General features: G+C 72.8%; 14 protein-coding genes, 1 tRNA gene and 3 CRISPR repeat arrays (1 of these 18 cut by a window edge). Of the genes, 4 read left to right on the top strand and 11 right to left on the bottom strand.

Annotated features, from left to right (window positions below; translation table 11 throughout):
- Positions 1-572: a CRISPR direct-repeat array (repeat unit 28 nt; unit sequence GTCGTCCCCGCACGAGCGGGGGTTCTCC) (it extends 737 nt beyond the left edge of the window).
- A 96-nt stretch (positions 573-668) separates the two neighbouring features.
- Positions 669-2,525: a CRISPR direct-repeat array (repeat unit 28 nt; unit sequence GTCGTCCCCGCACGAGCGGGGGTTCTCC).
- A 101-nt stretch (positions 2,526-2,626) separates the two neighbouring features.
- From cas2e to HCN08_RS02595, 11 genes are all read right to left on the bottom strand, one after another.
- Positions 2,627-2,929: a type I-E CRISPR-associated endoribonuclease Cas2e gene (gene cas2e, locus HCN08_RS02645; protein ID WP_167981148.1), complete on the bottom strand. Its 303-nt coding sequence runs from the start codon at positions 2,927-2,929 to the stop codon at positions 2,627-2,629.
- Positions 2,926-3,936 carry a type I-E CRISPR-associated endonuclease Cas1e gene (gene cas1e / locus HCN08_RS02640; RefSeq protein WP_167981147.1) on the bottom strand — a complete coding sequence of 337 codons (1,011 nt, stop codon included), beginning with the start codon at positions 3,934-3,936 and terminating at the stop codon, positions 2,926-2,928. Before cas1e ends, cas2e begins: the two co-directional genes overlap by 4 nt.
- 5 nt (positions 3,937-3,941) lie before the next feature.
- Positions 3,942-4,784 carry a type I-E CRISPR-associated protein Cas6/Cse3/CasE gene (gene cas6e, locus HCN08_RS02635; RefSeq protein ID WP_167981146.1) on the bottom strand — a complete coding sequence of 281 codons (843 nt, stop codon included), beginning with the start codon at positions 4,782-4,784 and terminating at the stop codon, positions 3,942-3,944.
- A 3-nt stretch (positions 4,785-4,787) separates the two neighbouring features.
- The gene (cas5e, locus tag HCN08_RS02630; protein ID WP_167981145.1) at positions 4,788-5,681 is read right to left on the bottom strand and encodes a type I-E CRISPR-associated protein Cas5/CasD; all 894 of its coding nucleotides are present in this window, start codon (positions 5,679-5,681) and stop codon (positions 4,788-4,790) included.
- A complete protein-coding gene (cas7e, locus tag HCN08_RS02625; RefSeq protein ID WP_167981144.1) occupies positions 5,678-6,838 on the bottom strand; it encodes a type I-E CRISPR-associated protein Cas7/Cse4/CasC in 1,161 nt (386 codons plus the stop codon). The genes cas5e and cas7e overlap by 4 nt, the downstream gene beginning before the upstream one ends.
- 36 nt (positions 6,839-6,874) lie before the next feature.
- Positions 6,875-7,558 carry a type I-E CRISPR-associated protein Cse2/CasB gene (casB, locus tag HCN08_RS02620; protein WP_167981143.1) on the bottom strand — a complete coding sequence of 228 codons (684 nt, stop codon included), beginning with the start codon at positions 7,556-7,558 and terminating at the stop codon, positions 6,875-6,877.
- Between the two features lie 86 nt (positions 7,559-7,644).
- Positions 7,645-9,402 (bottom strand): type I-E CRISPR-associated protein Cse1/CasA, encoded by a 1,758-nt coding sequence (gene casA, locus HCN08_RS02615; protein ID WP_240969663.1) that lies wholly within the window; start codon positions 9,400-9,402, stop codon positions 7,645-7,647.
- A 220-nt stretch (positions 9,403-9,622) separates the two neighbouring features.
- Positions 9,623-12,496, bottom strand: coding sequence for a CRISPR-associated helicase Cas3' (gene cas3 / locus HCN08_RS02610; RefSeq protein WP_322974184.1), 2,874 nt, complete (start codon positions 12,494-12,496; stop codon positions 9,623-9,625).
- A gap of 224 nt (positions 12,497-12,720) precedes the next feature.
- A CRISPR array of direct repeats spans positions 12,721-15,738; the repeat unit is 28 nt; unit sequence GTCGTCCCCGCACGAGCGGGGGTTCTCC.
- A gap of 4 nt (positions 15,739-15,742) precedes the next feature.
- Positions 15,743-15,809 (bottom strand) — tRNA-Val (locus HCN08_RS02605).
- A gap of 45 nt (positions 15,810-15,854) precedes the next feature.
- Positions 15,855-17,096, bottom strand: coding sequence for a hypothetical protein (locus HCN08_RS02600; protein WP_167981142.1), 1,242 nt, complete (start codon positions 17,094-17,096; stop codon positions 15,855-15,857).
- Between the two features lie 337 nt (positions 17,097-17,433).
- Complete coding sequence (locus HCN08_RS02595; protein WP_167981141.1) at positions 17,434-17,961, bottom strand: helix-turn-helix domain-containing protein; 528 nt, start codon at positions 17,959-17,961, stop codon at positions 17,434-17,436.
- Between the two features lie 211 nt (positions 17,962-18,172).
- Here HCN08_RS02595 and HCN08_RS02590 point away from each other — a divergent pair, with 211 nt between their 5' ends.
- From HCN08_RS02590 to HCN08_RS02575, 4 genes are all read left to right on the top strand, one after another.
- Positions 18,173-18,382, top strand: coding sequence for a helix-turn-helix domain-containing protein (locus tag HCN08_RS02590; RefSeq protein WP_322974183.1), 210 nt, complete (start codon positions 18,173-18,175; stop codon positions 18,380-18,382).
- Entirely contained in the window at positions 18,379-18,642 is a 264-nt protein-coding gene (locus HCN08_RS02585; protein WP_167981139.1) for a helix-turn-helix domain-containing protein, read from the top strand. Before HCN08_RS02590 ends, HCN08_RS02585 begins: the two co-directional genes overlap by 4 nt.
- 88 nt (positions 18,643-18,730) lie before the next feature.
- Complete coding sequence (locus tag HCN08_RS02580; RefSeq protein ID WP_167981138.1) at positions 18,731-19,405, top strand: hypothetical protein; 675 nt, start codon at positions 18,731-18,733, stop codon at positions 19,403-19,405.
- Positions 19,402-19,704, top strand: coding sequence for a hypothetical protein (locus HCN08_RS02575; RefSeq protein ID WP_167981137.1), 303 nt, complete (start codon positions 19,402-19,404; stop codon positions 19,702-19,704). Before HCN08_RS02580 ends, HCN08_RS02575 begins: the two co-directional genes overlap by 4 nt.
- Position 19,705: the final 1 nt, after the last annotated feature.

Below are 19,705 nucleotides of genomic sequence, written 5' to 3'. Positions count from 1 at the left end.
CCCCGCACGAGCGGGGGTTCTCCCAGCGCGCGGACGCCGGTGGTGATCGAGCGTCCGTCGTCCCCGCACGAGCGGGGGTTCTCCGTGGAAGACCGTCGTCAACGGTCCCAACAGCTCGTCGTCCCCGCACGAGCGGGGGTTCTCCGACGAACGGCTTCTTGGCCGACCTCTTCATCAGGTCGTCCCCGCACGAGCGGGGGTTCTCCCCGCCTCGACAACTTCGCCCTCGTCTCCGCCGCGTCGTCCCCGCACGAGCGGGGGTTCTCCCGGCTCCAGCAGCACCCGGGTACGGCGCCGCCAGTCGTCCCCGCACGAGCGGGGGTTCTCCCTGCTGCGGACCCTCCAGGACATCCGGGCCGCGGTCGTCCCCGCACGAGCGGGGGTTCTCCCCGCCGGGGCGGTGGCCGCCGTGGCTGAGATCCGTCGTCCCCGCACGAGCGGGGGTTCTCCGGCCCGCGCGACGGTAGACCTCATCCATCAGAAGTCGTCCCCGCACGAGCGGGGGTTCTCCTCCGCGCGGCGTTCGGCCCGGCCCTTGTTACGGGTCGTCCCCGCGTGAGCGGGGGTTCTCCGATCTCCCCGGAGATACAGCGCGGCGCCATCGAGTCGTCCCCGCGCGAGCGGCAGGGGTTCTCCGTACGTCGGCCCGACTGCACACAGCCTCGGCGTGTCGTCCCCGCGCGAGCGGGGGTTCTCCCTCCGGCGAGAGTGTCGGCCTGCTCCCACAGGGGTCGTCCCCGCGCGAGCGGGGGTTCTCCGGTGCTGGAGACGATGCTGCACAAGGCGGCGCAGTCGTCTCCGCGCGAGCGGGGGTTCTCCGCGGGTCCAGCCGAGCCTCGCGCACGTCGTCGAGTCGTCCCCGCGCGAGCGGAGGTTCTCCCGCTCTCGTGCACGCCCGGTCACCGCAAGTCGGGTCGTCCCCGCACGAGCGGGGGTTCTCCCTGGCCCGGCTCTGCACCCGGCCCGACTCCCGGGTCGTCCCCGCACGAGCGGGGGTTCTCCGTCCTGCGCGAACAGCCGCCCGCCGACGCCTGAGTCGTCCCCGCACGAGCGGGGGTTCTCCCTGATCGACCCGGCCCCATCCGGCGTTGTATCCGTCGTCCCCGCACGAGCGGGGGTTCTCCCCCAGCCCCGGAGCCCGTGCAGCTCATCAACACGTCGTCCCCGCACGAGCGGGGGTTCTCCGGCCGCCTCGACTGCCGCCCCCGCCTACCTCTCGTCGTCCCCGCACGAGCGGGGGTTCTCCGATCGCCGAGACGCTCCAGTCGGATTGGGAGAAGTCGTCCCCGCACGAGCGGGGGTTCTCCCGCCCAGGACGTCGCCACCCAGACCAACTCGCAGTCGTCCCCGCACGAGCGGGGGTTCTCCCTGCGCGGTGGAGCCGCCCTTGACTACGTATGCGTCGTCCCCGCACGAGCGGGGGTTCTCCGGGGTTCGGCTGCGCCCATAGGGCCAGGGCGGCGTCGTCCCCGCACGAGCGGGGGTTCTCCCAGCGGGTCGACCTTCGCGCCCAGCGCCCGCTTGTCGTCCCCGCACGAGCGGGGGTTCTCCCCCCCGACGCGACGGGCGTTCTCGCCTCGGGGGGTCGTCCCCGCACGAGCGGGGGTTCTCCACGCGCAGCTCACGCCGTAGGCCACATCTGGGGGTCGTCCCCGCGCGAGCGGGGGTTCTCCCGACTGATCCAGCAGCCTCCGGCGACGCCGAGCGTCGTCCCCGAACGAGCGGGGGTTCTCCGCAGGGGAAGCGCTGCCGCGCTCCATCGGATCGGTCGTCCCCGCACGAGCGGGGGTTCTCCCCGAGCCGGCCAGGACGAGGACCAGCACGAGGGGTCGTCCCCGCACGAGCGGGGGTTCTCCGGTCGTATCCGGCGTGTGTGAGCAGGGTGCGTGATCGTCCCCGCACGAGCGGGGGTTCTCCCGGGGCTGCGATCACATGGGACACCGTCCAGGCGTCGTCCCCGCACAAGCGGGGGTTCTCCGGTGACGTCGTCGCCGCGCGAGTCGAGGACGGCGTCGTCCCCGCACAAGCGGGGGTTCTCCCAGGGGCGCGCGGATTTCTTCCTGAGCGGGAAGGTCGTCCCCGCACGAGCGGGGGTTCTCCTTCACGCCCTCCCGCGACAGGTACGGCTCGCCCGTCGTCCCCGCACGAGCGGGGGTTCTCCCAGCTGCTGCCGGGCCAGGATCAGCGAGAAGATGTCGTCCCCGCGCGAGCGGGGGTTCTCCCCTGTCCGCCCGCCTGATCGAACTCATGCGGTGGTCGTCCCCGCGCGAGCGGGGGTTCTCCCTGGTGAGTTGGGCATGCTCAACCGGCGCTGCAGTCGTCCCCGCACGAGCGGGGGTCCTCCTCCTCTACCGGGCGGTGGCCGCTATGAGCGCCGGCCGTCCCTGCGCGAGCGGGGGTTCTCCCTCCCCTTCCCCCCGGGGGGGTGGGGGAGGGGTCGTCCCCGCGCGAGCGGGGGTTCTCCGACGCCCCTGCGGGAGTGCGCTCCGGCAGCGCCGTCGTCCCCGCGCGAGCGGGGGCTCTTCCGCCCCGGGGCCGGGGCGATTGGTTGGGGTCGGCATGCGAAGGGACCGTGCGGTGCCGGTCTGGCTCTATGTCGGACTGAGCCGGACCGGCGCGTCGGGGGTCACCCCGCGGGGGGCGGCGGGGAGGGGCGGCGGGCGCGGGCGGAGAGGAGGAGGCCGTCGAAGTCGGTGGGGGTCCAGCGGTCGCGGCCGGCGGTGCGGGTGGCCCAGCCTTGTTCGTTGGGGGCGGGTTCGACGAGGACTGCCTGGCCGTCGCCGATGCGAGCGGCGAGGACTTCCCAGAGGCGGTCGCGGACGCGGCGGTTGGGGTTGCCGACGAAGACGCCCGCGTTGACTTCGACCATCCAGCGGGTGAGGTGGCCGCGCAGGCCCTCGGGGGCGGCGATCAGGACGATGACGGTCATGGGTTCTCGCTGCCGCTCGCAGGGGCGGGGGGTTCGAGTTCGGGGCCGATGACGGCGATGTGCTGCTCGCCGAGGTCGGCCTCGCGGGACCAGTTGACGCCCGAGGGGACGGTGCCGTCCTTGTCGTCCCAGAGTTCGCCGCGCTCCGGTGTGTCGAAGTCGGCGCCGTCCGGCGGGGTCAGGAGGGTCTTGATGTCGGTGACGACGCGGGTGAGCAGCTTGGTCTCGGCGATCTGGTCGCGCAGGCCGGTGCGGGCGTCGCGCTCTTCGACGAGGCCCTTGGCGAAGAGGTCGAAGGCGAGGGGAATAGTGTAGTCGGCCTTGTAGAGGTCGGCTATGTCCAGGACGAAGGAGATGGCCGAGCCGGTGTGGACGAAGCCGAGTCCGGGGCTCGCGCCGAGGCCGGTGATGACGGCGTGGCAGATCCCGTAGAGGGCCGCGTTGGCCGCCGAGAGCAGCCGGTTGAGGTCGTCTCCGGCGGCGAACGCCTCGCCGGCCTTGTAGACGCGGCCGTCCCAGCGCACGCCGGTGCGGCGCGCGTGGTGCTGGTAGAGCTTGCGGATGCGTGCGCCTTCCCTGCCGCGGAGTTGCTGCATGGTGGCCTGGGAGACGTCCTCGCCGGGGAACCGCATGCCGTACATGGCGCGGGCGACGGCGAGGCGTTCCTTGGGGCGGGTGACGAGCCACGCCTGGCGGTGGAGGAGGCCGGCGCCGCGGCTGGGGCCGAGCCCGGCGGCGTACATGCGCACCCCCTGCTCGCCCACCCAGCACACGGCCGTGCCGGAGTCGGCGAGCAGGCGGATCGCCCCGTGGGTGACGCGGGTGCCGGGTCCGAGGAGGACGACCGCGATCATGGCCGCCGGCACCCGTACGGTCTCCCGCTTGTTGACGATGACGACGGCGTTCTCGTCGCGGTCGAGATGGCTGCGCTCGATGTAGATGCTGGAGACGCGGTCGGTGACGCGATGCAGGTCGTGGGGTTCGGCCTTCCACCAGATGTCGGCCACGGGCGTCAGTCCTTCCGGGCAGTGAGCGGGGTGACGGGGGCAAGGGGGGCGAGGGTGAGCAGGCCGCAGCCGTACGCCTTGGACGGGCCGATGCCGTCGAGCAGGCGCGTACGGAAGGCGGTGGCGTCGGTGACGCGGAGCCGGCCTTCGAAGGTGGCGCTGTGGAAGGTGACGCGGGGACCGCCGGGCCGCTTGTCGAAGGCGTGACGGCGGCGCTGGACGATGCGGACCTCGCGGGCGGGCCCGGGCCGGTCCGCGTCGGCGGTGACGTCGGGCACGTCGGGGACGTCGCGGGCATCAGGGACGTCGGGGACGAGTCCGGGCGCGGGGTCGTCGGTACGGGAGGCGGGAACGTCGAAGCCCCAGCCGGCGGTGCGGCTCAGGAACCAGTCCAGCTGGGCGGCGGCGGTGCGGTGGGCCAGCCGGAAGCCCCGGCGGTGCTCGCCCTCTCCGAGCGGAGTGGCGAGCCGCGCGGCCTGCGCGGGGGTCGGCTTGACGGGCTTGGCCGAGTTCTGGACCGGGTTGGCGGTGAGCCGGAACGCGAACTCGCGGCCGGCAGCGATCTGCTCCAGCAGGGGTTCGTACGAGCGGACGATCGCGTGGTCGCCGTCGGACGCGGGCCAGCCGGCCTCGTCGACGAGGTGCGTCCAGTCGGGCTTGGAACGGGTGAGGGCGAACAGCTGCGGGCGGTGGAGGTTGTCGGAGTCCAGGCGCCACAGGAGGCGTTCGTCCTCCGCGGGGCCGGGGACGGCGTAGGCGACCCAGCGGTGCAGGGCGCCGGGGCTGGCGAGGAGTTCCCGGCTGCGGCTGCGCAGGGGGTTGATGCGGATACGGGAGAGGTAGGTCATGGGTCACCAGCCCAGAAGGGCGAAGGGGTCGTGGGCGGTGCCGTCGTCCGGGGCGCCGGGCTCGGCGTCGCCCGCCGGCGGGAAGCCGGTCGACGGGGAGCCGGTCGACGGGAAGCCGGTCGACGGGAAGCCGGTCGGCACGTGCAGCCAGCAATGGCGTACGCGGCGGTCGGTGAAGGCACGGGCGCGGGGGTCGAAGGAGGTGGGGGCGTCGTGGAGCACGTCGTCGCCGGCGGGGTCCTCGACGGTGGCGGGCAGGTCGATACCGGCCGGAGGCGCCTGCCGGGAGCCGTCCCGGCCGCCGCTCCTGGCGCGCCGGACGTAGCGATCGCGCGCCGCCCGGGACGCCTGCCAGGGCAGCGCCTTCAGCACGGCGGCGAGGTCGCCCTCGTGGACGCCGAGCGAGACGGGCTGGGTGGGCGGGCAGGATCTGCGGCCGAGGGCGAGCGGGAAGGCGGGCGAGCGCACGGCGTGGTCGAGGGTGGTGACCAGGGCCCGCGGTCCGGCGACGGCGGCGACGAACACGGCGTCCTGGAGGTAGTAGCGGACGGTGACGTGGGTGTGCTTGACGGGCGAGGTCGGGCGCTGGACGCCCTTGGCGTTGACCCCGGACTGGAGCAGCGGCCTGCCGCGGTAGTCGCTGACGGTGTGGTAATCGCGCAGCAACGTGCCGGCCTGGTCGACGCGCACGCCGAGGCGCAGCGGGATCAGGTCGTCGAGCGGGTCCTCGCGGGCCAGGCCCGCGGCTGCGGCGAGGAGGCCGAGGACGCCGGACTTGGTCGGCTCGGCGTTGGTCTCCCGCCGGTTGAAGGAGCTGCGCAGGCCCCACGACTGGAGGGGGCCGGCCAGCCGCAGCAGAAGGACGGCGTCACCTGCCGCGCCGGTGCTGTGCGTCATCGGGCGGCCTTCTTCGCCGCCTCGACGAGGTGCGCGTGGACTGCGCCGACCAGCTCGGGGAAGGTGAGGGAGTCCCCGAATGCCCCGGCCAGGACCTTCGCGGTGGAGTCGGTGTCGGGGAAGGTGTGGCACACGGCCGTGTACTGCGGCGCGTCGCCCCAGGCGCGGACGGCAGCGGTGTGTTCGCGCGCCAGGCGCCGCGCGGACTCGGCCGCGATGCCCGCGGACGCGGTCACGGTCACGGGCTCCTCGAAGGCAGAGACGAGGTTGACCGGCTGGTCGCTGCGGACGGCCACCGCGACGAGGCTGGGCAGGGTGCGGTGGGCGAAGGAGTTGGCGTAACCGGTGGGCATCGACCGGGCGAAGGACGTGAGGAACTCCCCCACCGCTTCGCGGGCCGCCTCGTCGTCGCCGAGGGTGTGCTGGAGCTGGTGGAGCCCGAGGGTGGCGTAGCGGTAGAGCGTCGCGGAGTTGAAGCCGATCGTGCCGATCATGCCGGCGCCGGTCTCCTGCCCCTTCTTCTGCTCGTCGTCCACGGCGGTGAAGTAGTCGAATTCCAGCTCGGCTTCGTGCGTGGACAGCGCGTGTCCGACCTGCACGGCGGCATCGACGTTGAGCGAGGGTACGTCGGCGACCATGCGGCCGAAGAGGGCCACGTCCAGGGGGTGTCCGGTGCCGAACTTCTCCCGTACGGCCAGTGTGGAGATGTGCGCGGCCAAGGCGGCGTCGTCGAGCGCGGCGAGTTCGTCGGCGCGCTCGCGGACCAGGTCGACCACCGCCTCCATCTGGCGCCGGCCGTAGAAGAAGAGGTACGCGGTGTCGCCCTCCTTCTTGCCCGGCTTGATCTCCAGCGGTACGAGCAGCGCGGCGGCGAGCCTCGCGGCGTCCTCGGGCGGCAGGCCGGTGGCGGCCCTGATCTGCCCGGTCAGGGTGGCGCTGACCCGCCGGGTCCTGGTGGCCAGGTCCTGCTCCGGCATGCGCTCGGCGAAGTGCAGGCGCGTGGCGCGCTTCCACGCCTGCGAGGACACGCGGGACCGGCGGACGCCGCCGAAGTACGCCTCCTTCGGGTTGCCCTGGTCGTCGCGGTTGAGGTTGGCCGGCGGCACGGTCTGCAAGATGTGCACGTCGATGTAGGTGCGGGGCGCGGTCGGCGCCATGGTGGTCCTCCGGTGTCGGGTGGGAAGTGCGGGGCGTTACGGGGCGGGAGCCGGGTCCTTGGCCGGCGCCGGGTCATCGGACGGCGCCGGGTCTTTGGCCGCGGCCAAGTCCTCGGACGGAGCCGGGTCCTTGGGCTTGGCGGCCCACGCGTAGTAGGCGAGGCCCAGTTCGCGCCTGGCCCGGTTGCGCGAGCGCGGGGTGTGCCAGCGCTGGATGTCCCTCAGCAGGGCGTCGTAGTCGAGGGGCTGGCCGATGCCGCGCAGCTGGGTGATCAGGCCGCGGAGCCGGTAGACGAGTACGGAGGCGGAGCCGGCGTTGGCCAGGGCCGCCACCCGGCGGTCGACGGCGTCGGCGCTGAACCGGTCGCTTCGCCGGAGGGCGCGCAGCGCGTCACCCAGGCGGACGTCGCGCTTGTGCATGGGCTCGCGGCGCCCCTGCTGGTGCAGCCCGTAGAGGGACAGCGCCGCGTGCTCCGCCTCCAGCTCGACGCCGAAGCGGCCGTCGTCCGGTGGGGTCGTGTAGAACGGCCAGAGCGCGGGGGCGGTGCCGGCGGTGCGGCCGAGCCCGCTGCGCAGTGCCGCAAGGTCCTCGCCGGGCGCCTGGAGCGGGGACCCGTTCGCGGGGTCGATACGCCAGGTGCCGTCGTCGCGGACGTGCCTGCCCCAGTAGCGGCGTACGGGTTCGGCGGCCTGGTCGGGGGGCGGGTCGGTCGGGGGCATGGCGAGCCCTTTCGTCGTGGGAGTCTGCTGGGATACGCGCTTACGCGGGCGACGGCCGGTGGTACGGGCGCGCGGAAGAAGCCCCGTCAGGCGGAGCGGCGTGCGGCGCGACGCGCCAGGATGTCGTTGACGCGGATCCGGAAGGCGCGTTCGGCGGTGCTGAGCCGGTACACGCGCTCCTTGCCGTCCTTGCCGTCCTTGCCGTCCTTGCTCACCGAGCGGCCGACGAAGGTGGTGGGAGGCACGGCCGACAGGACCTGCTCAGCCACGGCCCACGTCGCCTCGGCCGCCTTGTCCTCCCACGCGCCGAGCTTCTCCAGTACGGCGTCGAAGTCATCGGCCACGTCGCCCACGTCGCGTACGGCACCTACGCCGCGTAGTTCGACCAGCAGGCGTCTGGCGATCGGGTCAAGGGCGTACAGCAGTACGTCCCCGGGGCGCTGGCCCTTGTCCCAGGGGATGGGGTCGCTCCCGGCGGCTCGGCGCAGGTCCGCCGACAGGCGGTTGACGGCGTCGGCCAGGTCCTCGGCCTGGTCGACGGCCCCGAGCAGGGCGCCGTAGACGAAACCGGTGGGGTCGAGTGCCGTCATCGGCAGCGGAATGCTGTCGTGGATGACGTCCTCGATCACGGCGGACTGGTTGCCGTACGAGATCCCGGACAGCTCGACCTGGAGGGGGAAGTTGCCGGGAAGGCCGGCGGACACCGCGGCGAGCTGGGCCAGGAGGCTGCTGGTGGCGAAGGCGCCGCCTTCCTCGGTCATGCCGCCGATCGCCAGGAGCGCTGCGAGGCCGCGCCAACCGGCCCGGCCCGGCTGATGGCGCCGCGGACGAGGACCCTCGGGGGCTTTACGGGGCGGCTGGCGCCGGCGTGCGGTGGCCGCCGCACCGCTCGGCCGGCCGGTCGACCACGCCGTATGCGTCTCCTCGTCCTGGGAGATGCTCGCCAGCCGGTCGCCGGCCGCCACGACAACCCGTGCCACGCGCGTACCGTGGTCGGTCTCCTCGGGGATCAGCCGGATGCGCCGGGACTGCCACGTCCACAGATCCAGCGTCCCCCGCGCCGCGCGGGTGTCCCAGGCCGGTGTCGCCACCGACAGCGTCTTCTCGACCGGCCCGTCCGTCGCGCGCCGCCGCCACTGCGGCCGGTCGTCCGCGGGAGCGCTGCGCTTGCAGGGGATGTTCAGCAGCAGGGTCTCGAAGAGCGTACGGCCCGTGGGCAGGATCACCCCGAGCTGGCCGAGCGGTCCCGTCGGGTTGCCGCTCGTCTTCCCGCCGACCGCACGCGGGTCGCCCACGACGCCGGTCTTGATCGCCGCGGTGTCCCAGCAGTGGGTGTGGAGCAGCCAGCGCAGGGCCTGCGCGGGGGTCAGCTCCAGCCGGTCGGCTTCGGTCCGGGAGGCGAAGAGCGGCACGTTGTTGCCGGTGGCGGCGGTGGCCACGAGCAGCGCGGCGCTCTTCGCCTCGTCCTTCGCCGTCCGCAGACCGGCCACCTGGCCGAACGGGTCGGCTGCGCCGAAGAGTTCGAAGAGGTGCCGGTGCTCGTCCAGGTAGGCGCTGATCCGGTTCCGCTGCGCGTGGGTGAAGGCTCCGGCCGTGAACCAGGTCGTCCACTCGTCCGTGTCCGCGGGCCAGCCGAGCGCGTCGACGACGATCGGCAGCAGCAACTGCCGCAGCAGCGCGGGCTTCTGGGTCGGGAGGTCGACGACGAGGTCGGCGAACAGGTGTGCGTCGAGGAGGAGTTGGCGGGCGCCTACCTCAGCGATGGGGCTGCCGGGTGTGTCGGGTGGTTCCCCTGCGGTCGCCAGGACGGTGACCTGTAAGCAGGGGTCGTCGATGATGTTCAACTGAAACTCTCAACTGTCTACGTCTTGCTGCCGACTTGGAGTCTGGCACTGCGCTGCAGGCGGTGTCAGGCGAATGGAAGAATCCGGAGGGCCCCGCGTATCTGCGGCGAGCGGAGCGGGGGTGTTCCCTGTCTACGTCTCAGGCGGGGGTTGGCCCCGCGCCAGCGGGGATACGGGGGACGGGCCGGCGCACGCCGTACGGCCCGGCCCCCGGCCGACGTCATGCGCCCGCCGCCACGCTGAGGCCCAACTCGTCGTCGTAGCTGAGCAGGTGCCTGCCGACGCGCGCGCAGCCGTTGCCGTCCAGCACCAGCGCCGGGGTATATCGCAGGCGCGGGTGGGCGAGCCATCCCGGCAGGGGCCGCAGTTCCTCGACGGCGTCCTTCGTGCACGGGGGCGGCAGCCGGACGGTGCCGGCGAGGACGTCGTCGAGCATGTCCTCCGCCACGTCGCCGTTCACCGTCAGGGCCCGGCGGGAGAGGGTGCGGTACGCCGTTCCGTTCGCGCCGCCGTACACCAGCACCGCCTCCAGGCCCATCTCGCCGTCCCGCACGGGGGCTCTGCCGCCGCTGCCCGGGCCTGCGTGGAGCCCGGCGAGTGTCGGCCCCTCCTTGTCGCCACGCCGCGTCAGCAGGTACGGGGTGGCCCTGTCGGCGCGGTCCCGCTGCTCTTTCTGCCATTCCGCGGCAGCCGACTCGGCCGGCCCGCGCCAGGGCTCGGGGAGCGTCGAGAGGTCGTCGCCGTAGCACTGCGCCACCAACTCGGGCACGTCGGAAGGGATTTGCCAGCCCCCTTCTGCCGCGGCCCGCAGAACGAGGGCGGCGGTACGCAGCAGAAGGTGCTCGCCGTAGATGAAGGTCGAGCCGCCGAGGAAGGCGGGCGGTCCGCCGACGCGGGCTGCTTCGTGGTCGCTCGCGAAGCCGGTGACGAGGACCCGTGGTACGGACAGCCGGGCGGGGCGGGCCACACCGTCGTGCCGGTGCAGCCGGCCGATGCGCTGCAGCAGGAGATCCGTGGGGGCCAGGTCCGTCACCAGGAGGTCGGCGTCCACGTCGAAGGACTGCTCGGCCAGTTGCGTCGCCACGACGATCGTCCGCGGACGTGGTGACGTCGGGTCCGGCTGCGGGCCGAGCATGCGCAGGCAGTCGGCGGTACGGTCCGCGCGCGGCCCGACGGCGAGGCGGGCGTGCAGCAGCACGACGTCGTGCCCGAACCGGTCGCGCAGCGCGGTGAAGAGGCTCTGCGCCCGGTCGACGGTGTTGCGGATCACCAACGCGCAGCCGCCGTCGACGAGTTCGCGCTCCAGGCGGGTGACGACGGCCAGGTCCGCGGACTTGCGCAGCGCCTCCCGCTTCTCGGCGGGCGTCTTCGCCCCGGCGAGGGTCTCGGGCAGCAACTCGACAGTCACCGCAGGTGCGTTCCGCCGCCAGGGCGCAGCCGTGGCCACGTCGATCCGGGCGGGGGCGCCGGTACGCGGCAGGCTCGCGGCGATCACCGACGGATAGCCGGCCGGCTCCGGAAAATCCTGGGCCGTGTACTCCTCCTGCGTGGCGGCCCCGGCCAGATACGCCTCGACCAGCTCCCGTCGCTGGGCCGGCGGCAGCGTGGCGGACAGGAGCACGACCGGCACGCGGGCCTGGCCGAGCCAGCGCAGGCACTCGGCGAGGAACTGCGACATGTAGACGTCCGCCGCATGCACCTCGTCCAGCACGACCACCTTGCCGGCCAGCCCCGCCATGCGGAGCATCACGTGCTTCGTCCGGGTCGCGGCGAAGAGGAGCTGGTCGATCGTCCCGACGACGAAGGGGCACAGCAGGCCGCGCTTGGCCCCGAGGAACCACTCGGCCGGGCCCCGGGCCGCCGGGTTGCGGTCCGTCACCGGCTCGGCGATCCCGTACAGATCGCCGCCCCACTCGTCGTCCCAGCACTCGCCGTACTCGTCCACGCCCTCGAACCGGCCCCCGGCGCCGTCCTCGGACTCGCCGTCGACCAGCGCCCGCCATTCCTTGTTGAACATCCGCTTGCCGTGCAACAGGGCCACGTGGTCGGCGAGTTCCCCGTCGAGGGCCGCCACCCAGGAGCGCACCTGCCCGAACATCGGGTCGCTCGTCGCCTGTGTCGGCATCCCGACGAACACCCCGTCGGCGCCGAACCGCGCGGCGAGGATCTCCGCCGCCATCAGCGCCGCCTTGGTCTTGCCCTCCCCCATCGGCGCCTCGACGACCAGCAGGCCCGGCTCCGGCATCCGCCGAGCCGCCTCCATGACCATCCGCTGCGAGTCACGGGGCTCCTGCCCGCCGAAGCGCCGGCCGAAGTCCTCCGGGCCGGGCTCGGCGAGCTCGGTCCAGCCGCCACGGATACGCAGCGCCTTCCACGCCGCGGCGGCCCTTCGACGCGCCCCGTCGAACGACACCGCGTCGATGTCGTCCACGCCGGGGAAATGCTCCTCGTCGCTGGCGATCCAGTCCGCCATGACGATCAGCCCGCTCAGGTGGAGCTGGGCAGCCCGGGAGGGTACGCGGGCGGGGGCGACCGCGCCGGGACCTGCCCCACCGGTGACCTCGGCGGTGAAGCGGCACAGCAGCGCTTTCCGCGCGCGCTCCCAGGCGTCACCGCCCGCGTGCTGCCCGAGGCCCTGCGGCGGCGGGGCCAGCGCACCGGGGCTCGGAAACGCTCCATGGTGACCGGCGATCAGCGGCCACACCCACGCCACATGCTCCGCCGTCCAACCCGCCTCGGGAAGCAGCCGACGCAGCACATACGCACCGGCGCGGTCGTGCCGCCACTTCCGCTTGCAGCCGGCCAGCACCGACTCCTGCCAGCCCAACCCCGACGCGCGAACCGCCGCCGCCCCCTCCGGCCACATCCGCTGGAACGCCGGAGTCGCCTTCCCGACGTCATGAACCCCACAGAGCCACACAAAGAGGACCCGCCCCCGCCCTTCGCCCCCCGTCACCTCGTCCAGCAACGCCCGGGTCGCCGGGGCCAGGAACCCGTCCCACATCCACCCCGCCACCGCCGCCGTGTCCAGCAGATGCTGCAGCAGCAGATTCTTACGCCCCCCGGCCCGCCCGGCCGACTTCCCCCACAACACGCCCGCCGCGCGTAACGCATCCCCATCCGCACCGAGACGGATCCCGCCCCCTCCGGCCACGCAACTCTCCTCGCTCGTAAGCTGTTCGCAGCCTAGAGCTGACCACTGACAACCGGAGGACGATGATCAACGCTTCGTTCGCCCTCCGGGCGCGGGCCGTGCGGGCCGGCGGGCAACTCAACGAAATTCGGGCTCCGGCCCGATAGAATCCCTGCTCAGCAAGCGTCGTCCCCGCACGAGCGGGGGTTCTCCCGGTCAGCGCCGCCAGCCGGACAGCCTCCGCTTGTCGTCCCCGCACGAGCGGGGGTTCTCCCCCGGTGGTGTACGCGGACGGCAGGTCCGGGAAGTCGTCCCCGCACGAGCGGGGGTTCTCCCGCCTACAACGTCATGGGCTGCGCTTCCGCGATGTCGTCCCCGCACGAGCGGGGGTTCTCCGCCGACCTCGAGCGCGCCGGCCAGGAGCGGGCAGTCGTCCCCGCACGAGCGGGGGTTCTCCCGCCCTGGCGGCCGGCAACCCCGGTGCGTTGGGGTCGTCCCCGCACGAGCGGGGGTTCTCCCGACCACGGCGTCCCTGCGATGGTCGAGCAGGCGTCGTCCCCGCACGAGCGGGGGTTCTCCCCTCACCTGGCGCGAACGCTGGGCGCTGGTCGTGTCGTCCCCGCACGAGCGGGGGTTCTCCGCCGCGGCCGGCCATCCCCTTGACGGCCGCGATGTCGTCCCCGCACGAGCGGGGGTTCTCCGAGGCCCCCACCCCACCCTTTTCCGGGTGTTGCGTCGTCCCCGCACGAGCGGGGGTTCTCCTTGGCCATGCGGCACGGCGAGGGACCGATTATCGTCGTCCCCGCACGAGCGGGGGTTCTCCTTCACGCTCAACGCGAGCACGAACGTCTACAGCGTCGTCCCCGCACGAGCGGGGGTTCTCCTACTGGGAGCGGCAGACCTACACCGTGAATGCCGTCGTCCCCGCACGAGCGGGGGTTCTCCCCTTGCGCCCGCAGCTGCGCCGCCGACCGTGATGTCGTCCCCGCACGAGCGGGGGTTCTCCTGCTCGACAGCGCGAGACGAGCTGTCATGCCGGGTCGTCCCCGCACGAGCGGGGGTTCTCCTTCGGGTCGCGCCGGTCGAACATCGCCTGGCGCGTCGTCCCCGCACGAGCGGGGGTTCTCCGCTGCGCACGCTCCGCCGGGGGAAGCTGCCGCCGTCGTCCCCGCACGAGCGGGGGTTCTCCGGCCGCATCCGCGCCAACGTCCGGAACGTGCTGGTCGTCCCCGCACGAGCGGGGGTTCTCCGTGCAGCAGGTCGTCAGCCGTCAGGCCGTCGTCGTCGTCCCCGCACGAGCGGGGGTTCTCCGCAGGGACGTGCAGCCCGCGGATCTCTGCGAAAGTCGTCCCCGCACGAGCGGGGGTTCTCCGCGGCCGGCGTGGCTCGCGGCCCTGACGGATCTGTCGTCCCCGCACGAGCGGGGGTTCTCCTCGGCCCCAGCACACCCAGTGCCTGCGCCACCAGTCGTCCCCGCACGAGCGGGGGTTCTCCCTACCTGATCTACGACAACGGATCGACCACCAAGTCGTCCCCGCACGAGCGGGGGTTCTCCTGCCTTCGTCCTGATCGACCCGCCGCGTTCGGAGTCGTCCCCGCACGAGCGGGGGTTCTCCGGCGATCGCGACGCGCTGCGGGGTCTCGCCGGCGTCGTCCCCGCACGAGCGGGGGTTCTCCCACCTCGCGGACCGCGGCGTCCACCTCCAGGCGGTCGTCCCCGCACGAGCGGGGGTTCTCCGCGGGTGGTCTGCGCGGTCGCCCGCGTCATGCTGTCGTCCCCGCACGAGCGGGGGTTCTCCGCGGCGCCGGTACGGGCGGCGGCGCAGCTGCGGGTCGTCCCCGCACGAGCGGGGGTTCTCCGTGCACTGTGGCGTTCGGCCGGTACAAGGTGGCGTCGTCCCCGCACGAGCGGGGGTTCTCCCGGCGACTACGGCGACCCCACGGCCGACGTGCAGTCGTCCCCGCACGAGCGGGGGTTCTCCTTCGGTCTTGGCTGCCGACATGACACCTACGGGGTCGTCCCCGCACGAGCGGGGGTTCTTCCCGTCGCGGGAGGGACTGCGGCGTACGGCACGCCGTCGTCCCCGCGCGAGCGGGGGTTCTCCCTGGACGGACAGGATGTGGTTCCAGGTGATCTCGTCGTCCCCGCACGAGCGGGGGTTCTCCGGCGGGCGACCCAGTGATCGCCCGGCCACACAAGTCGTCCCCGCACGAGCGGGGGTTCTCCGCGCACCGGTGGCCGCATGACCACCGCCTACACGTCGTCCCCGCACGAGCGGGGGTTCTCCGTCCACCCACAGCACACCGGATGGCCAATGTGTGTCGTCCCCGCACGAGCGGGGGTTCTCCCGAGCTGCCGACCGCCCCGGTGCCTCTCCGTGTGTCGTCCCCGCACGAGCGGGGGTTCTCCTGTGCAGCCGCCGGAAATGCTCCATGCTGATGCGTCGTCCCCGCACGAGCGGCGGTTCTCCGCTGATCAACGCTGTGCCGCCAGAACTGCTCGGGTCGTCCCCGCACGAGCGGGGGTTCTCCGCTCGGATGGCAGACGATGTACGACTACGACGTGTCGTCCCCGCACGAGCGGGGGTTCTCCCGGCGACTACGGCGACCCCACGGCCGACGTGCAGTCGTCCCCGCACGAGCGAGGGTTCTCCCGCACGCTGAGACTGGGCGAGCGGTGTCGGGTGGTCGTCCCCGCACGAGCGAGGGTTCTCCGTCCACCCACAGCACACCGGATGGCCAATGTGTGTCGTCCCCGCACGAGCGGGGGTTCTCCGCCGTCCTGCACACCGAGGTCGGCGGGCCGCAGGTCGTCCCCGCACGAGCGGGGGTTCTCCCGCATCCACGATCTCGTCCTGCTGCTCCGCGGCGTCGTCCCCGCGCGAGCGGGGGTTCTCCTCTGGCGACGGGCTATTTCCGCCTCCTTCCGCAGTCGTCCCCGCGCGAGCGGGGGTTCTCCCTCGGCCGGCACCCTGTTCAGCACGTCGTTCATGTCGTCCCCGCACGAGCGGGGGTTCTCCCGAGTTGCCGACCGCCCCGGTGCCTCTCCGTGTGTCGTCCCCACACGAGCGGGGGTTCTCCCCGGATCGGCGCTTATCACCCGCCGGAACTCGCGTCGTCCCCGCATGAGCGGGGGTTCTCCACCGGCATCGCACCGATGCGCGACGGGGTGCGCGTCGTCCCCGCACGGGCAGGGGTTCTCCGGGGTGGGCGTGGACGGTTTCGAACCGCCGACATCCGCCTTGTAAGGGCGGCGCTCTTTCTCCTCTGACCTGCGAAGTGTCGCTAGAAGAAGATCATCTGGGAGATTTTCGGGAGATCAACTTTCCTCCCAGACCCTCGACCACCCGAGCGCCTTCATCCCGCGCTCGTAGATCCCCTGGAGCCCTTCCAGCCTAGCGCGCCGCATCTCCGGCGTGGGGTGCTGGTACACCGCCTTGATACCCGGCCGCTTGTGGCCGGCCTGCTCGAACGCGAGCGCCGGCTTCACGCCGATCTCATCCTGGTAGGTGTCGTGGGTGTGCCGCAGAGCGCGCATGGTCAGGCCCGGCATGATCGGCGCCCAGGCGGTGCGAGGCGCGTGCCCCTTCGTCGCCACCAGGGCCTCCCTGCCGTCGGCGGCCGGCCGGACCACCTGCCGCCCGAAGTTGCCGCGCCGCCAGTGGCCGCCGGCCCGGGTGCAGAAGAGGAACTCATGCCGCCAGTCCGCGGCGTGCGCGGCGAGCAGCTCGGCAAGGAACGGCGGCAGGTCGATGCTGCGCTTGCTCTCCGCGGTCTTCACCGGCTCCAGGCCGAGAAACAACCCCCGGCGCTCGCCGTCCGGCCCGCGCCGGGTGTACTCCGCCACCTCTTCCGTCACCGACAGGGTGGGGCAGGTGAAGCCTCTCTCACTGCGCTCCCCCAGCGAGGCCGGGCGCAGCGCAAGCGACTCGCCCCACCGAACACCGGCGAAGGCTGTCGTGATGATGTGCAACCCATCGGCCGGCCCGACGCGGCGCGCGAGCTGGAGCACGACCTCCGGCGGCGCCCACATCTCCGCGGTGTCCTTCGCCCGTACGGCATCCTTCACCGCGGCCGGCCTGGACCGGCGCCGGTTCGCCAGCGGGTTGACGAGGAGCCTCTTCGCGTCCACCGCACCGGTGAGGATCTGACTCATGATGGTCAAGCACTTCGTCGCCGTACTGTCGTCGCAGTGCAGCCCGTTGGCCCACGTCTCCGCGTCGTACCAGGTGATGCCCTGGAGGGGCACGTACTCCCAGCGCGGCAGGATGTGCCGCTCCAGCTTCTCCCACATCGTGCCGCGGGTCCGGCCGCGGGGCTCGCGGTCTGCCATGTACTTCCGAGCCCACTCGCCGAAGGGGCCGCGGGCGAGTGCCGGGTCGATCCAGCGGCCCTCGCGTATCGCCGCCTCCTGCGCTTCGCCCCACTCGACCGCGGTGCGCTTCGTGGGGAAGCCGGGCTCACTCCCCCAGGTCCCGTCCGGGCGGAGGTAGCGGGACCGCCAGGTCACCTTGCCCTTGCTGCCCTTGGCGGTGCTGACGCGCTTCTCGGCATACGCCACTGGATCACCTCGCGGTGCGTCAAAGAGGGGGCGTGGGGTCGGCGGCGAGCTGCGACGCCGCCGATGTCCCAGCGTCAGGTGCCGCTCAGCGGCCCTTAGATGCCAGTCTTCCAGGGTCCTACGTCACCAGTGGCTCGCAGCCACTCATCGGTGATGTACACAACCCTGGTCGCGCCGAGCATCCTCACCCAGATCAGCGCGCGCCCCGGCAGCTCGGACACGCGTAGAACGTGGACCATGAAGGCCCCCCTGCGGTCGTGCCCCCGCGCGTCCGTGCCGGTCATGCTGCCACAAGGGTGTGCGGAATGTGTAGGGAATGCGTATAACTGATGATCAGTTAGGTTCCGTCCTGCGACTGGTCCCGATCGTCCGCGGTGAGCCCTAGGCGGTCGAGGTGCCCCTCACGCTCCTCCCACGCCAGAAGTGCCGCGCGCAGCTCCTCCGGGCTCGCGGTCGGCTTGCCCTTCACGACTACGACCATGTCGGCGCCGGGGCCGAGCGGCACGATCGTCGTGTCGAGCGTCGAGCCTTCGGCCAGCGCCCGAGCGATACGCAGCGGCATCCCCTCCGGCGGGAACGACTGCGCTTCAAGCACTTGGGCCTCCCCATGCACCGTGGCGGCCCCGCGCTGGGGCTCGGGGGCGTCACCGCCAGCGAGTACGCGCTCGATGACATCGGGGGCCCAACCGAGCACGCGTGCAACAGATCTCAGCGTGGGCGTAATGGCACGGGTGCGTGCTTGCTCGATATTGGCGATGGTGGTGGCGCCCACGCCGACAGCGTCGCCAATATCGGCCTGTCTGAGGCGCATCGCCTTCCGGGCCTCACGGATTGCAGCCCCGAGCCGCATCCACTCGTCATCCATGAGACCCCATGATGCCCCATCCCATGCAACCCGCACAGGCCAGTCTCAGCCCTTGACCTGCACCAAGGGGCCCATTGAGGGGCGCGTGGGTTGCATACGGCGCACAGGGGGCGCAATCCCCTCAGTCACTGTCGCCCCACCCTGCGAGATTGAGGGCATGATGTAGGCAGAGTGCTTGCAGTTCGACGCCTCGTACCCTTAGTCTCTGAGGGTGACACCGAACGGCGACGCAATCAGAGCCCTCAGGGAGTCTCAAGGAATGAGCCTCCGGACCCTCGCGACCCTCACTGGCCGGCACCGCGGACACCTCTCCAAGCTGGAGCGGGGTCTCGCGGGAGCTAGCGGCGAGACCGTCGGGCGGATCGCACGGGCGCTGGACGTGCCGGAGGCCGCCATCACCCACAAGGAGACGACGACGTGACCGCACAGGCCACGGAGCAGCCCACTACCCCCACCGAGCCGACCGACGAGGTCGACGAGCTCCGGCGCTACACGCCGGAGGAGGTCGCGGCGCGGGGGTGGCTCCCCTTCACCGCCCGCATGATCCGCGAGAAGTGCTACGCCCGGAAGCTCCAGCACCACGGCGACGGTGGCCGGATCACGCTCACCGCCGACGACATCCGCGCCTACAACGCCGCGACCGCGCGGCAGGTGCCGGCGCCGCGCCGCAAGAGCGCCTGACCCCGACACGCGTCGGGGCCGCCCGGCTGCCACCGGTACGGCCCCCACGGCTCCACCTCACCCAACAGCAGATCAGAGAGGTATCGCCATGTCCGACCAGCCTACCGGGCGCCCGCCCACCATCGGCGATCAGCTGCCCGCCCTGCGCGCGGCGACCTGGCTCGCCACCACCGCCGCCGACATGCCGCCGGTCCGTATCGGCGTCGGGCCGCGCGTCGGTGTCCGCATCGTCGTCGAGTCCCCGGCCGCGCTGGAGCGGTGGCGTGCGCTCCTGGCGGTCGCCCCCGCGGCCGTGGAGCTCCACGCGTACCCGGGCAGCGTCTGGCTGTCGGTGTCGCTGTCGATCGCCGCGGTCCCGGTGGAGTTCACGTGCGACGTGGACGTGCCGTACGGCGTGGCGGTGCGGACGCCGGCGGAGGACGCGGAGCGCCGGCGCCGGGCCGCGCTGCTGGTGCAGCGGCACGACGTGGACGACCCGGCGGTGCCCCCGCTCGCCGTCGCCCCGCCGGTCGAGCCGATCGACACCCTCGCCTGCTGCGACGCGTGCGCCCGTAGCCCCCGGCAGCAGGCGGCGCACCAGCGCGCGATGGCCCGCGACGCCGCCGCGCAGCCGCTGGCCGACGCGCTCGCCCCCGACGCCGACTACCAGGCGTCCGTGGAGGCCGGGTACGTGACGCCGGCCGACTGGTCCGACCCGGCGCCGACGCAGCAGCCGGACACGGTGGCCGGCGCCTTCCGTGCCGTGATGCGAGGTGACGCGTGAGCACCCAGATCACGATCTTCCTCGACAAGCACGCGACGGCCAGCAGCACTGCCAGCCTCCTCGGGTCGCTGTACTTCTACTCCGACGCCGCCCAGTCCACGTCCGTCAGCTTCCTCTTCCCGAACAGCACGCCCCTGGCCGACAAGGTTCGCGCCGCGGAGTCGATGCTGCTCGGCGTCCAGGGGTGGCGGGACGACCTGGTCAGGCTGGCCGAGCAGGAGCGCACCGCGCAGGACGAGCTGGCGGAGGCCCGCGCGGAGATCGCCCGACTCAAGGCCGAGGCCGGTGAGGACGCGTGAG

The sequence above is a fragment of the Actinacidiphila epipremni genome (assembly GCF_012034175.1).
GTDB classification, from domain to species: domain Bacteria; phylum Actinomycetota; class Actinomycetes; order Streptomycetales; family Streptomycetaceae; genus Actinacidiphila; species Actinacidiphila epipremni.
This window is presented reverse-complemented; position numbering and strand designations above follow the sequence as displayed.

What these genes read in the sequence shown, in the direction of transcription:
- cas2e (WP_167981148.1), bottom strand. Translation starts at nt 2,929, where the DNA reads ATGACCGTCATCGTCCTGATCGCCGCCCCCGAGGGCCTGCGCGGCCAC.
- cas6e (WP_167981146.1), bottom strand. Translation starts at nt 4,784, where the DNA reads ATGACCTACCTCTCCCGTATCCGCATCAACCCCCTGCGCAGCCGCAGC.
- cas5e (WP_167981145.1), bottom strand. Translation starts at nt 5,681, where the DNA reads ATGACGCACAGCACCGGCGCGGCAGGTGACGCCGTCCTTCTGCTGCGG.
- cas7e (WP_167981144.1), bottom strand. Translation starts at nt 6,838, where the DNA reads ATGGCGCCGACCGCGCCCCGCACCTACATCGACGTGCACATCTTGCAG.
- casB (WP_167981143.1), bottom strand. Translation starts at nt 7,558, where the DNA reads ATGCCCCCGACCGACCCGCCCCCCGACCAGGCCGCCGAACCCGTACGC.
- HCN08_RS02595 (WP_167981141.1), bottom strand. Translation starts at nt 17,961, where the DNA reads ATGGATGACGAGTGGATGCGGCTCGGGGCTGCAATCCGTGAGGCCCGG.
- HCN08_RS02580 (WP_167981138.1), top strand. Translation starts at nt 18,731, where the DNA reads ATGTCCGACCAGCCTACCGGGCGCCCGCCCACCATCGGCGATCAGCTG.